Source organism: Bradyrhizobium sp. i1.15.2 (assembly GCF_040548425.1).
In the GTDB taxonomy this organism is placed as follows: Bacteria; Pseudomonadota; Alphaproteobacteria; order Rhizobiales; family Xanthobacteraceae; genus Bradyrhizobium; species Bradyrhizobium canariense.
In genome coordinates this window covers 349,504-362,964 of sequence record NZ_JBEPRQ010000005.1, presented here as the reverse complement: position 1 = coordinate 362,964, position 13,461 = coordinate 349,504, and the positions used below count along the sequence as shown (strand labels likewise).

The following is a 13,461-nucleotide window of genomic DNA, read 5'->3' as shown; positions in this document are numbered from 1 at the left end:
TGGCCACTCGCACCCGAACGCTGCCGCGTCCACCGCAAGCCCGGCTCGCGAACATGACGACCACAAGATCGCCCCTCAAGGATGAGCCGGGATGGCCGATACATACGTCAAAACCGAATTTCGGTAAAGTGGAATATTTTTGCAAAGAGGGGTTGACGGCGCTGGCGGGTGTTTCGCTCGACGAGTCCCGCGGCTTTAGTTTAATGCGCAGCCTCATACTGGAGGGCCCCATGGCATGGAATCCGAGTCACTCTTGGCGACGTACGCGGAGCGTGTCCATCGGGAGCACACCATCCGCACCATTGGCGGGAGCCCCCAGTCTATATCCAGCTCTCAATCAGGCGCTTCACTGAGGGCGTTTAGACGAGTAGGATGTGTCTCGCGGTGCTCCGGAGGCGGCATGAGCCAGCGCAAGTTCATGGGACTTGGCGGCGGTGCGACAGCATCAGGGCCGGGCATTGCGCTAGCGAGCGAGCGATTGGCCAACGCAGCCGCCGAGCCCGCTTACGATGATGAGCAAGAATTCCCATTGGTCATCGCGAACATCCCCGCAACCCCCCGCCAAAAGGCCTGGGCCGTGGGTGTCGCCGTCTCGCTCATCGTCCTTGCAGCGGTCATCGCGCCGTTCGCCCGGATCCAATTGGGCCAGATCAATGGTTTCGTTCCAGTCTTGCAGACCGCGTTGGCCCTGGCCGAATTCATCACGGCAGCCCTGCTGTTTGCTCAATTTTCGATCCAGCCTCAGCGGGCACTTCTTGCACTCGCAAGCGGATACGTTTTCAGCGGATCGTTCGCATTCTTGCAAACGCTCGCCTTTCCGAACGGATACGCTCCCGCGGGTCTCATTGGGGACGGACTGAACAGCCCCGCTTGGCTTTACGTGCTTTGGCACACGGCTTTTCCCGCAGCGATCCTAGTGTACGGATTCACAAAGGATCGTTCCACCGCCGGCAGACCAGGCAGACCTGCGATAGCCGCGATCGTGTTAGCATTCGGCTGCATCGCCGCCACGGTGGCGGGACTGACGTGGATGGTGACCGCGAAAGCCGAGTTTCTCCCGAGCTTCTACGTGAATGACGTCTGGCATCAGACGCCTCTCGGTAATCAGGTCAACCTGATACTTTTGCTTTGGAATGTGACTGCTCTCACCGTCCTGTTTGCGCGCATGCGCACCATTCTTGACCTTTGGTTGATGGTGACTTTGCTCGCCTACCTGCCCAATTTCCTGGTGGCGATCATCGGCAGCTCGGTTCGATTCACCGTGGGTTGGTACGCAGCACGCGGTTTCGTTCTGGTCGGCAGCTGCATGTTGCTGACCATATTGCTCATCGAAACGATGTTTATCTATTCGCGCCTCGCCAGCGTCATCGCCCTGCAGCGACGCGAACGAGCGAACCGGCTTCTCAGCATCGACGCGGTCACTGGTGCGATCGCCCATGAGCTGAGATCGCCGTTGGGGGCCATCTCTCTCAATGCTGCGACAGGGCTCAGTCACCTCCGAGCGACCTCGCCTGAACTGGAGGAACTCGAGAACATCCTCTGTGACATCGAAGCCGATGGCAGCCGGGCCGCAGACATCATATCGAGCATTCGCGAGATGACGATCAAAACGGCGCACGGCGGCGCTTCGGCAAACGTCGAGGATGTCGCCGAGCTAGCGCGCAGGCTGCTGAGACACGATCTCCTGGCCAATGGCGTATCAGTAACGACGGAGTTTCAGGGCAACATTCCTCCAGTCGTCCTGGACGGCACTGAGCTCCAGCAGATTCTCCTGAACCTCTGCAAGAACGCGATTGACGCAATGAGCTCTGTCCCCGCCGATCAACGAGAGCTGCGTATGAAAACCCGTCTTGATGGAGGCACTACGGTCCATTTGTCCATTGAAGATTCGGGCACCGGCATTTCGCCACGTGATCAAGAGCGCATCTTCGATCCGTTCTTCACGACGAAACAAGGCGGTATGGGATTGGGGCTGGCTATCTCCTGCAATTTGGCCGCAAGGTGTGGAGGAAAGCTGAGGCTGATCAAATCGGACGTCAAGGGCTCCATTTTCGAGCTGGAAATTCCAATCTCCGCTCCCGCTTCGGCGCGATGATGGTCCGGGACCGTCACGACCGTTCCGCATTTCGCTCACTTCATAGAGATCATGATCGTGCTGAGGTTGGCGACCGATACGACGGTGCCAGACGCACTATCTGCGTACGTCGCTCAGGGCTTTGCACCATCGACCTTCTTCCAAGTCTGGTCCGGATCGAATGCAGTCATGCGGGAAACGAGAACCTCGGTCCGAGGCCCGAGATCCTTCTGGTAGACAACGCCCGCATGGTTGACCAGGAAGGTCATGACGCCGGAATTGCCGTACTCGGCGGGCCAGGCGGCCAGCGCAAAACCTCCGATCATCTTGCCCTTGACCACATAGTTGAGCGCGCCACCTGGCGCGTTCGACCCCTGCCCCTTCAGGATCCGGAAATAATAGCCGTGATAGGGCGCCGCACCCTCCTCGGGCTTGTAGCCTTCGGCCGAAGCCTGCGCCGCCAATGCACCGAGCGGGCTCTGGTCGTTGTCGTCGCGCCAGAACAGTCCATCCTTCTTGCCGGCACTGCTGACGATGCGCTGCGCGTACACGCCAATACCCTCACCGCGATCCTTGTCGGCGTATTCGTTCTCGGCATCGACAAAGGCGAGACTGGTCTGGATCGCGTCGAGTTCATTGCGGCCGATGCGGCGATACAGCACCTCAATGCGGCCTTCGGCGGTATCGAATTCCCAGCCGGTCCTGGTGTTGACGAGCGGGATCGGGAATGGGAAGTCGTCCGGGCCCAGCACCAGCGTCGCCTTCTTGTTGCCCTCCGCCTTGATCGAATGCTTGGCCTCATACATCGAGGTGAAGCGTTGCCGGATATCGGCATCGGCGACTTCGTCGCCGGACGAGACGATGTCCTCGGCAGCGCTGCCGAGGACTTTCAGGATGGCCCGGTCGGGCCCGCTTTTGACGGCGGCAGCGAGCGCCGCCGCTGCATCCTCCGGTGTCGGGTAAGATTGCTGCGCCCGGGATGGCGAACTCATGAGCGCCAGCGCCATGATGGCCGGCAGCGCGACGCGATGAAGCGACTTAAAGCTCATCATGGCATCACCTCCGCAGGAATCGTTGCGCCGCCGGCGAGCCAATCCCGATACGTACGGAATTTTAGACCGAGCTTCTCGTAATAGACCCGGAGATAACCATCGGCTCCGCGGGTAACGGCTTCTGGCTTCACCTCTTCGACTTCCTGCGCAATGACCCCGACATAGGCCTTGTCGCTGCCAATATAGCTGAAGCGGTAGTAACCAAGCCCGTTGGCGAGATAGCCGAGCAAAACGACATCGTGCTTGAGCACGATGTCGGAGCGGCGCCCGCCGCCGCCACCGCCCCGGCCGCCGCCACCACCGCCCTGGAATCCGCCACCGCCGCCACCACGACCGGCGAAGCTCGCGCCGCCACCGCCGCCACGCGGTCCCATGCTCGCCATGCTGGCGTGACCGCGGGCCGATGCTGCGGCCGCCGAGCGGCCAGACGATACGTTCAGCGCACTCCCGCCGCGTGGGCTGCCGCCAGCTCGGTTCGCGGCCTTGGCACCGCCGCCCCCCTTGGTCCCGGCGTTCTTGGCGCCCGCGTTTTTGGCACCACCCGCCTTGCCCGCGCGATCGCCGCCACCTTTGGCGCGATCGCCTCCCGCCTTGGCGCGATCCCCGGCGCCTTGACGGTCGCCACCTCGGTCGCCAGCGCGATCTCCCGCACGGTCACCGGCGCGATCTGCGCCACCAGGCCGATCCTGTCCCGGCTTCTGCTGTCCGTCGCGGCCGCGGAAATCCATCCGGTCGGCGGCGCCGGCCTTCAGATTGCTATTGCCGAAGCGCTGCTGAACGTTGGCGTTGTTGTAGCGTACCCCTTGGCGATGCGAGGGATTGTGCTGCCAGCCATTTCCGATGTTCGTGGTCCGGTGATTGATATAGACGTTGCGGTTGCCCCAGTTGCAGCCGCCGCCCCAATAATTGCCCCAGCGACCGATGGCCCAAGCCGTGCCGAAGGCGAGACCCGCCGCGACGACGCCTGCGCCGATGTAGGATGGGTAGCCGAAGTAATATGGTGGATACTCGTTGTAGGGCCACGCGCCGTAGACCGTCGCAGGCTCGTAGTACGGCACGTACATCGTATCGGGAACCGCCGGCTCGATCACGACCACCTGCCTGCTTTCCTCGGTCTTGACGCTCACCTTCTGCTGCTTGGTGGTCACCAGCTTTTTGTTGTCATAAGCCTTGGTCCGCAGCCGCTGGACCGCATCCATCACATCCGGCTGCTGTGCCAGCACGGCGTCGCCCAGCGCCTTGGTCCAGTCGAGCTTGTCGCTCATCATGGTCAGGACCTCGGCGGTCGAAGCCAGTGCCTTGATGCTGTCATCCCACGGCTGCTTCTCGACTTCTGTCTTCAGGGCATCACCCTTCAGAGTCTTGCGCTCTTTCAGCCAGCGATCGGCCTGAACGACTTCCAGAGGATAGGTGGAAGCCGCCAGCACGTTGGCAAGCAACTCGTCGGTATAGAGCGCAATCGGCGCGACCAGAGCTTCGAGCTGCTCCGGTTTCAGAAGCTCTGCGGCTTGCGCGGGGGGATTTGCCTGCGGTGGGCTGGAGGCCGGCGCCTTCTCTGCGGTCTGCGCCGCCGCCGCCAGCGGAATCGCGATCACGAGCGCAAGCGCCATCAAGGTCCTGCCGCAGCAAAACATCAGATCCTCCATACACATGTCCGGCGATCATCAAACCCGAGAGCTGGCGTTTGTTGATCGAGATCAACGAAACGCTGCCTCATCCCCCGCCACGCCCGAGCAAGCTAGTCGATCAGCTCAGCCTCCATGAGCAATCGCTCCGGGATTGCCAGTCCGAGGGCGTGAACGGCTCTCATGTTGATGACGAGATCGAACCTCGTGGCGAATTGCACCGGAAGACTGCGGACCTCGGCACCGCGAAGGATGCGAGCCACATAGCCAGCGCCATCGCGAAACTGCTGCGTCAGGTCGGCGCCATAAGACATCAGCCCGCCATTCACAGCATAGAAGCGGACGGCGAAGATCGCCGGCACGCGGCGCTGGATCAGCAACGGGATTCCCATTGCGCTCTGAGTACTGAAGAAACCGCCATCCGGCAGCACGACGAGCCCGCTACCATTCCGCGCCGCCGTCTCGATGACCCCCGCGATCTCGGCGCCGCTGCGGACGGAGGCGCCGGTAACCGTCATGCGGAGGCGATTTTCCACCTGGTGTGCGGCCTGAAGATAAAGCGGCGCGTATGGTGCGGTCTCGGGATTGTACAGAAGCATCGCACTGCTCATGCTGGGTACCAAGTCCTTTAACAAGCTCAGCCATTTCCCGCTCATAGCATGCTCGTAAAGCGAGAAGCCGGTAAGATTGCTGGTCGGCCTTGCCAGATCGACGACGAGGCCTGTCCCGACCGGATCCGAGAGCCCGACAAAGATGATCGGAATGATCTGCGTTGCAGCCCGCAGCGCCCGTGTCGTCGCCGTGCTGGTCGCAAACAGCACGTCGGGTCCGGTGGCAACAAGTTCGCGAGCTTCACGTTCCTGCCATGTCGGATTGGAGCCCGGCCAGCGCACATCGAGTCGGTAGTTCTGATTGGCGATCCAGCCGAGGTCGGCGAGACCCTGCTGAAAGGCATTGACGCGCATCTGTGCGCCGCCATCGCCCACCAAATTGCCAGTCAGCACGCCGACCGACGGCATCGGCCGCGGTGCCCCATCCTGAGCGCGCGCGAAAACCGGACAAGCAACTGCAGCCCCGATCAAGGCCATGAACTCACGGCGCTTCATTGCCCGTCCGCTATCCCCCTGATGTCCCGCACCTTTCGCATGACGCGATTGCTGAAGGAAACGGGGTTGGCGGCCGGAGGGTTTGATCAAGATCAAGGTCGCTGAGCTTGGGGTCGGCCGTGATTCGACTTGGTCTGGAAGTGACCACCGTCAGGTGCGGTCAACTGGCTGACCGAGCGCTTGCTCATGTCCGTACGCGGACAGCAGGATCCGACGGTCGTGAATCAGGCTCTGAAGACGATGCGCAGCGACATTCAATGTCGTGACATCGAGCGCATTCTCGTCTCCTGCAGCGGCCTTGGCGCGCTGGCCCTGGAGCACCCGGTCGATCTCGACCTCGATATCGGACAGTTCGGCCTCCGCCTCCGTCCTGCGTATCCGCGCGCCCAGCGCATACAGCGAGTCCAGGCCCCGTTCATCCTTAGAGGGATCACGCACCTGAAGGAATTTCCAGGCCGCGGCCAGCACCGAGATGAGGCCGCCCAAAATCATGGGCGCGAGAAAGATGATGTTTCCCCATTCGTCCAGAAAGCTCTGCTGCGTTCCGTTGTAGAATGCTGCGGCGCCAGGATGAACCGGGAGGAAGGCGTCCGAATCCGTGCTCGGCGCGGTCATTTGAGAGAGTATCGGCAATTCCCCCAGCAGATCCCTGCGTGCCTTCATCAGGGCGTCGGCGAGGCTGCCGGCCACCTCAGCGCTGAGCTGCTTTCGCGCGACCACGTAGAAAGAGACCCGCAACGTGGTCAGATCCTCGCTCGGGATAGGCGGCGAACCGCGCAGCGTGCCCTTCGGGACATCGAAGCTTTCATAGGCGCGCTGCTTCTCCGCGATGGCACCGGCCGCATCGATCGGAAGCAGAACCGGCGCGGTCTTGGGCGTCTGCAGAAAAAGGCCGCGTAACAGAGCAAGATATTTTTCGGCAAGAGGAACGACGACCAGGATCGCCCGCACCTCCTTCGCATCAAGTGCACGCCGCGCATCGGCCGGCTGGAGATTGCGGAACGTCACATTGGCACGTCCCAGACCGTATTCGTCGCTCAGAACGTCGATGAGCTTGCGATTCATCTCGCCGCCGATCACGCCGACGCTGGTGCGCTTCAGACCAGCGATTTCGGTAATGGAGGAGCCCGGCGGCGCAACCAGCAGGACAACGGCGTGGGCGAGAACCACGATAGCCTGCGCCTGCGATAGGTCGCCGACGTCGCCCCGGACGACAGCAAGCTCGACCTTTTCCGCCGCAAACTGCTCGGCAGCATCAACCGCGTTGGTCGTTTCCACCAGTCTGAGCCGGACCGGGGCGTTCACCACGGCAAGCCGGCTCGCCAGTGCCGAGACCAGACGCGCGGCCTCACCGTCCAGCGATCCGACGGCGATGGTCAGCGTCGTGGGGCGAGAATACCACCGGTAGCCGAACAGGCCAGCTCCAAGCACGAGCACGACAGCGCTGGCGACAATGAAGGAACGAAGCCAGATCGGCATTTTTGCGGGGACCATGTGGCGCTCACAGTGAATATGCGCTGACTGGTCGGACTGGCTCATGACGCCAGACCGGCTCAACTGAGGCGCATCGCTGAACCGAAATGCGATTCAAGCCAAAGCGATGCCGGTCAGTGCCCGCTGAGCACCAGCGTCTTGATCGGCAGCAGCAGCGCCTGAATTCGCAAGAGCATGGCGTGCACGAGTCCGACACCATCGACGACGTGCAAGGCAATTGCCCGGCCTGTACCGGTCTCCTTGGCCGAGATCTCCTCGTGATTGCTGGTGTAGGCATTGACGATGCAACTGCTGCCCGGCGTCACGCCGTCGAGGCCGCCCTTGTACAGCGGCTCCAGGAAGGCGAGTATCGAACCCGGCTTACGTGCATTCTGAGCTTCAATCAATTCCTGGCCAGCCTGCACCTGGCCGGCGGCGATGTAATCCTGCACATCGGTGACAAGGAGCGGAATGATCACCCATGGCTTGGAGATGCAGGTCGCTTCTGCGACCATCCCTACCTTCACCACCCCCGCTTCAATCTGTCCAAACCCGGCCTGCAGCCTACCCCTGCCGGCATCCGCCGGTATCAACACGCCGGCGGGTCGCATGATCTGGGCAACGAGATCGCCCGTCCGAACGAGGAACTGCTCGACCCGACCGTCGACGCCGGCGCGAACGAAGGTCTTGTCGAGATCGACCTGCGCTTCAGCCAACGCCGCCTGGCCGCTCGCTTTTTCAGCCGGCAACAGCGTTGAAAGCCGCAACATCGCCGACGTCTTGGACGCGGTGGCCGAGTCCACACCAGCCTGCCGCTGGTTGACCACGACCTGTAATTTCTCGATATCGCGTTGCGGGACGATACCGGGATTGCGGCGCTGCAGCTCCGTCTTGACGTCCAGCTCGTCCTTGGCCTGCTGAAGGCTGGCCTTGGCTTCCTGGATCTGCGCTTCGGCCTTGACCACGTCGTTTTCGGCGCTTGTCATCGCGGCGTCGACCTCGGCGATCTTGCGCGTGGCCGTCTCCAAGGCGGCCTTCTGCTTCGAACTGTCCAACCTGAACAGCACGTCGCCTTTCTTCACTGCCTCGCTGTAGCCGACATTGACTTCCGCGACGCGGCCGGAGCCTTCAGGAAGGATGGGGACCGTCCGAAAATAGAGCGCGGCCGAGGTCGTTGACGGGTGAAAGTAGAAGATCATCGTGATCAGCGAAATCGTCAGCATCAAGCAGCCGGTGATACCCCATCGCAATTCGTACCAGATGGAAAAGAAGGTGATTTCCTTGCCGAACCGTTTGCCTTGGGCATAACGTCGGTAGAGGTAGTCCGGCAGGATGGTCAGGATGGAGCAGAACATGAGCTCAAACATGGCTGTGCTCCTTCCCCTTGACGATCGGCTTCTCGACCGGCGGCAAGCTGGGGAGTTCTGGCTCGCGACCCTCGCCGGGCGCGGCGTCAGCGATCCTCTCAACCGAGCCTGCGATACTCCGCAGCGGCGTGCCGAAATCTGGCAAGTCGATCATCGCGAGCAGAAGGCCGGCCACCCAGAAAATGTGCATGTGCGTAAAGAGCGAGATGATGCCCAGCACGGCCACGATCTCGAACTGCAGCTTCTGTGACTTGTGCGCCATCCGTTCGGGCAGGCTGTGCAGCTTCCAATAGAGCGTGCCAACCCAGAGTACGGTGCCGATCAGGAAGATCCCCATCACCACCATCAGCACGTCCGTGCCGCTTCCCGGCGCGAGATAGAACGGCAGATGATGCGGGGCCATCGGATGAAGTTGCTCGCTCAATGGTCGCCTCCACGGAAGGGATCAGGGCGGTCTGCGCGCCGGCTCGTTACCGTGGCCGCGCAGGTGGGAAAATTGCTTGATATGAATCAAAGGTCCGAACGGCGCGAAACCTAGCTTAGCCCTGACGCCGACCCCACAGCAAGCCAGGAACGCCCCAATCATGCCCGGCATCGATGAGCTCATTCCCAACGCACTGCAAATTCGCAAGGAAGCTGCGCTCGAGGAAGCCAGAAAGGCCGAGGAATATGTTCGCCTCGCCGCCGCGGCCGAAGCCGAGAAACGCGCTCTGATCGAACGGCTGAGCAGACCGTCCGGCAAATCCGAGGAGGAGAAAATCAAGCTCGCCTCGACCATCATCCAGCGCGCGGTTCGCAACGGCCTGACCGAAGTGCAGGTCTATCGCTTCCCGAACACCCTGTGCACCGACAAGGGCCGCGCAATCAACCAGATGGAGGCGGGCTGGGAGAAAACGCTGACCGGAATTCCAAAAGAGATCTTCGAACTCTGGACCGAATACCTCAAGCCTCGCGGCTATCGCATCGGCTATCAGGTCATCGATTTTCCTGGCGGCGTGCCCGGCGACATCGGCGTCATCATTTCCTGGGGCGACTGATCACGTTTCGGCCGAGTTAAGAGAAGGCGGAGCGGCATGGCAAAGGACGAAGCCTCAGAGCGGATGAAGCGCAAGGACTACGAGAAGGAGCTCGAAAAGCTCCAGATCGAGCTTTGCCATCTCCAGGATTATGTGAAGGAAAACAAGCTTCGGGTCATCGTCCTGTTCGAAGGCCGCGACGCGGCCGGCAAGGGCGGCACGATCAAGGCGATCACCGAAAAGGTCAGCCCGCGCGTATTCCGGGTAGTGGCGCTGCCTGCGCCATCGGATCGCGAAAAGACGCAGCTTTTCTTCCAGCGCTACATGAAGCAGTTTCCGGCCGGGGGCGAAATCGTGATCTTCGACCGGAGCTGGTACAATCGCGCCGGCGTCGAATATGTCATGGGATTCTGCTCGCCCGCCGAGCACGATCGTTTCCTGTCGCTCTGCCCGCAGATGGAAAAGTACGCCATCGACGGCGGCATCATCCTGATCAAGATCTGGCTCGAGGTCGGGATGGAGGAGCAGGAGCGCCGCTTCAACGCCCGCATCGACGATCCGGTGCGGCAATGGAAACTGAGTCCGATGGACCTCGAATCCTTCAAACGCTGGTATGATTATTCCCGCGCGCGCGACCTGATGCTCAAGAAGACGAGCACGAAGGAGGCGCCTTGGTACATCATTCGCTCCGACGACAAGCGGCGGGCGCGGCTGAACTGTATCGCGCACATCCTGGAGGCTATCCCGCACAAGCGGATCAAGAAGGACAAGGTGAAGCTGCCGAAGCGCTCCGACAAAGGACGCTACAATGACCAAGCGGTCCTGCGCGGGATGAACCTCGTCGCCGAACGTTATTGACGAGGTGATCGAACGCACTGCCGGTGCGGTCTGATCCTTGACCGCGCTGCTGACGGTCCGCTGGGTCCGTCAGCAGCGCATTCTTTCAATACGGGTACTGGTTGGGACAGACCCAGTTGCCGTACGTGTCCTGATAACAACCGTTGTTGTTGTAGTATCCGTAGGCGCCCGCGGCGGCCGCACCGACGGCAGCAGCACCGTAAGCCGCGCCTCGATAGCCATATCGCGGATAGCCTCCGGGATAACCGGCGACGGGACGGCCGGGACGGCCCGCAACGGGGTAACCGGGGCGACCCGGACGACCGGCGATGGGATGGCTTGGCCGCGGACCTCCTGCGTAATGGCGTCCGCCTCCGCCATGGATCCGCCCCGCGTGAACGGCGCCGCCACGATAGCCACCGCCATGAAAACCTCCGGCGCGCATGCCCCCTCCACCTCCGCGATAGCCACCACCGCCACCTCCGCGGCGGGCATAGGCATCATCGGGAATGAGCATTGCCGTGAGAAGAACGACGGCCGCAACAAGAGCCAGAAGATAACGAAGCATGGCATGTCCTCCCTCGATATGGGTACCGTGATCCGCTTTTCGACGATGCCTCGCGAAACGCGGCTGGCATCCGAACCTGGCGCTGATTTGCCGCCGCTTCCCTGACTTACGTGCATGAGAGAAGCAGCCGTCATTCAGCTAGAGCGGCGCGAGTGCCGCTCTACCGCTTCAAAGCTATCGTCACGCCCCCCACAGCGGCCGACAGCTCCGCACCGACCTTCGGTCCGCTAAGCTGCAGAATCACGCCGTTGCCGTTTTGGAGCTGAACGGCACCTGCGCCGGCAGCGATAGCACCGCCCGCACCGCCGACAGCGTAGGAGCCTTCGATCGACTCCGGCCCCCTCAGGTTGAGGGCGCGACCGACCAGCTTGGTGGTCGAAGCGCCGATCGTGAAGCCGACGCTCATACCCGAGACGGTGAAGGGATATTTGTGGCCGCGATACAGCAGAACGCCCTCGCCGCCACCGACGCCAACGATGAAACCGCCCTTGGTGAAGACAACGGCGACCTGGCCGGTCTCTGCCCGCGACGGCGTGCTGAAGCCGGCGACGCCTGCCAGCGAAGCGACCAGGGCGGCATAGATAGCGACTTTTCTCATGAGTCTTATTTCCTCTGGTTGTGACGCCGAGCTATTGAGCCAGGATCATTGCGAAGTAGCCGAACACGGTGAGCAGAATGCCGGACACCGCGTACCCGACCGGGAACCCAATCCAGGGCACGGAGCTCTGGATTTCCACCGCGGCCTCACGGCACGGCCCGGAGTGAGATCGCGCACCGGCAACGCCGCCCATCAACACGGCCGGGTTGATCTTGAAGACGTGGAAGCCGATCGCCCAGACGATGAACGGCGGAATCGTGCAGGCAATGAAGCCGGCGATGAAGATCTTCAACGCGACCGCACCCGTGAGCTGCGCCAACAACCCGGCGCCGGCATTGATGCCGACGATGGCGACGAAGACCACGAGGCCGAGATCCTCCAGCACGTTGCGCGCCGCGTTCGGCGTATTGCCGAAGAAGCGCAGTCGCGAGACCAGCGATGAGACGATCACGCCGGACAGCAACAGACCGCCAGCATTGCCGAGGCCGATCTTGGCGCCGAAGGCCGGAAATTCGATCATGCCGATCAGGAAGCCGATGATCATGCCTGAGGCGAGCGTCAACAGATCGGTCGAGGTGTTGGTCCGCGCAATGCGTCCCCACATGTCGCCGAGCTCGTTGACAGCCGACTTGATGCCGACCACCGAGACGATGTCCATCCGCTGCAACTCGGTCTTGAGACCGGCCGGAATCTGCACGCCGCCACGTTCCACCTTGGTGACCTGCAGCTGGCCGGCGATGGCCGTATCGCGGAAGGATTCAAAGGTCCGTCCGGCCATCTCCTTGTTGGTGACGAGGATGTCCGCCTGATCCATGGGAATACCGAGTGCCTTGGCGTCGGCAACCTCCGGACCGAGCAGGCCCATCTTGTCGGTGAGATGCTCGGTCGAGCCGCCGAGCGCGACGACGTCGCCCTTTTGCAGAACGAGTTCGGGGTCGGCACCCAGCGGTTCTCCTCGGCGCGCCACATTGACGATGCGGTATTCGGGATTCATCGCGCGGAATTTGGCAATGCTCATGCCGACCTGGGCCGGATTATCGAGCCGGTAGGCACGCAGGCCGAACTGCCGGTAACCGGTCAGGCCACCACCCTCGAGGTCCTTGACGCCAAACTCCTGCTCGTACTGCTTGGCTGCGGCCTTGGCGTCGACGCCCCACCAGCGCGGCAGATATTTGCAGATTAGGATGATGCCAACGGTGCCCCAGATATAAGTGATGCCGTAGGACAGCGCGATCATGCCCGACGCGTCTTCGGGCTTCATGCCTTCGGGAAGCTTCACGACGCCCGAGGTGATGGCCTGCTCAGCCGAGCCAATCGCGGCCGACATGGTCTGCGATCCCGCCAGCATGCCGCCGGCAGCGCCGATCGGCAGCGCAAAGAGCTTCGAAAGCATAACGACAAGCGCAAGACCGAGAACGCTCGACACCAGCGCCAGGATGCAGAACTTGAGACCATCGCCCTTCAGGCTGTTGATAAAGGACGGTCCCACACGTAAGCCAACGCCATACATGAACAAATAGTAGAACAGGCTCTTGGCGAACGCGTTCAGCTCAAGCTTCACGCCGTAGACCGACGCCCAAACCGAAAGGGCTGCGCCCACCACGATGGCGCCGGCGACCATGCCGAGGCCGTAACCCTTGATGCTGGCCCGGCCGATCCAGACGGCGAGCCCAACGACGAAGAACAGCAACAGAAACGGGTTCTGCTGCAAGAACGTGAAAAAGCTCTGCATATCCGTCCCCTTT

The 13,461-nt window shown here is 61.9% G+C and carries 12 protein-coding genes and 1 pseudogene; 3 read left to right on the top strand and 10 right to left on the bottom strand.

Going from position 1 to position 13,461, the window contains the following annotated elements; genetic code table 11:
- Window positions 1-217, bottom strand: a pseudogene (locus ABIB80_RS13275) (hypothetical protein); the annotation flags it as partial.
- Between the two features lie 183 nt (window positions 218-400).
- On the opposite strand from ABIB80_RS13275, the gene ABIB80_RS13270 reads away from it, so the two are divergent.
- The gene (locus tag ABIB80_RS13270; protein ID WP_354127614.1) at window positions 401-2,095 is read left to right on the top strand and encodes a sensor histidine kinase; all 1,695 of its coding nucleotides are present in this window, start codon (window positions 401-403) and stop codon (window positions 2,093-2,095) included.
- 113 nt (window positions 2,096-2,208) lie between these two features.
- On the opposite strand, the gene ABIB80_RS13265 is transcribed toward ABIB80_RS13270, so the two are convergent.
- From ABIB80_RS13265 to ABIB80_RS13240, 6 genes are all read right to left on the bottom strand, one after another.
- The gene (locus tag ABIB80_RS13265; protein ID WP_354127613.1) at window positions 2,209-3,126 is read right to left on the bottom strand and encodes a DUF2950 domain-containing protein; all 918 of its coding nucleotides are present in this window, start codon (window positions 3,124-3,126) and stop codon (window positions 2,209-2,211) included.
- Complete coding sequence (locus ABIB80_RS13260; protein ID WP_354127627.1) at window positions 3,123-4,760, bottom strand: DUF3300 domain-containing protein; 1,638 nt, start codon at window positions 4,758-4,760, stop codon at window positions 3,123-3,125. Before ABIB80_RS13260 ends, ABIB80_RS13265 begins: the two co-directional genes overlap by 4 nt.
- A 104-nt stretch (window positions 4,761-4,864) precedes the next feature.
- On the bottom strand, window positions 4,865-5,947 hold the full coding sequence (locus ABIB80_RS13255) for an ABC transporter substrate-binding protein (protein WP_354127612.1): 1,083 nt from the start codon (window positions 5,945-5,947) through the stop codon (window positions 4,865-4,867).
- A 60-nt stretch (window positions 5,948-6,007) separates the two neighbouring features.
- Window positions 6,008-7,351, bottom strand: coding sequence for a TAXI family TRAP transporter solute-binding subunit (locus ABIB80_RS13250; protein WP_354127626.1), 1,344 nt, complete (start codon window positions 7,349-7,351; stop codon window positions 6,008-6,010).
- A 113-nt stretch (window positions 7,352-7,464) separates the two neighbouring features.
- On the bottom strand, window positions 7,465-8,697 hold the full coding sequence (locus ABIB80_RS13245) for an HlyD family secretion protein (RefSeq protein ID WP_007592953.1): 1,233 nt from the start codon (window positions 8,695-8,697) through the stop codon (window positions 7,465-7,467).
- A complete protein-coding gene (locus ABIB80_RS13240) occupies window positions 8,690-9,100 on the bottom strand; it encodes a hypothetical protein (protein ID WP_007592955.1) in 411 nt (136 codons plus the stop codon). The genes ABIB80_RS13245 and ABIB80_RS13240 overlap by 8 nt, the downstream gene beginning before the upstream one ends.
- Window positions 9,101-9,281: 181 nt before the next feature.
- On the opposite strand from ABIB80_RS13240, the gene ABIB80_RS13235 reads away from it, so the two are divergent.
- Window positions 9,282-9,734, top strand: coding sequence for a hypothetical protein (locus tag ABIB80_RS13235; protein ID WP_354127611.1), 453 nt, complete (start codon window positions 9,282-9,284; stop codon window positions 9,732-9,734).
- 36 nt (window positions 9,735-9,770) lie between these two features.
- A complete protein-coding gene (ppk2, locus tag ABIB80_RS13230) occupies window positions 9,771-10,571 on the top strand; it encodes a polyphosphate kinase 2 (RefSeq protein ID WP_354127610.1) in 801 nt (266 codons plus the stop codon).
- Between the two features lie 85 nt (window positions 10,572-10,656).
- On the opposite strand, the gene ABIB80_RS13225 is transcribed toward ppk2, so the two are convergent.
- From ABIB80_RS13225 to ABIB80_RS13215, 3 genes are all read right to left on the bottom strand, one after another.
- A complete protein-coding gene (locus ABIB80_RS13225) occupies window positions 10,657-11,118 on the bottom strand; it encodes a hypothetical protein (protein WP_354127609.1) in 462 nt (153 codons plus the stop codon).
- Between the two features lie 160 nt (window positions 11,119-11,278).
- On the bottom strand, window positions 11,279-11,716 hold the full coding sequence (locus tag ABIB80_RS13220; RefSeq protein ID WP_007592965.1) for a hypothetical protein: 438 nt from the start codon (window positions 11,714-11,716) through the stop codon (window positions 11,279-11,281).
- A gap of 31 nt (window positions 11,717-11,747) precedes the next feature.
- A complete protein-coding gene (locus ABIB80_RS13215) occupies window positions 11,748-13,448 on the bottom strand; it encodes an aspartate:alanine exchanger family transporter (protein ID WP_354127608.1) in 1,701 nt (566 codons plus the stop codon).
- Window positions 13,449-13,461 lie beyond the last annotated feature (13 nt).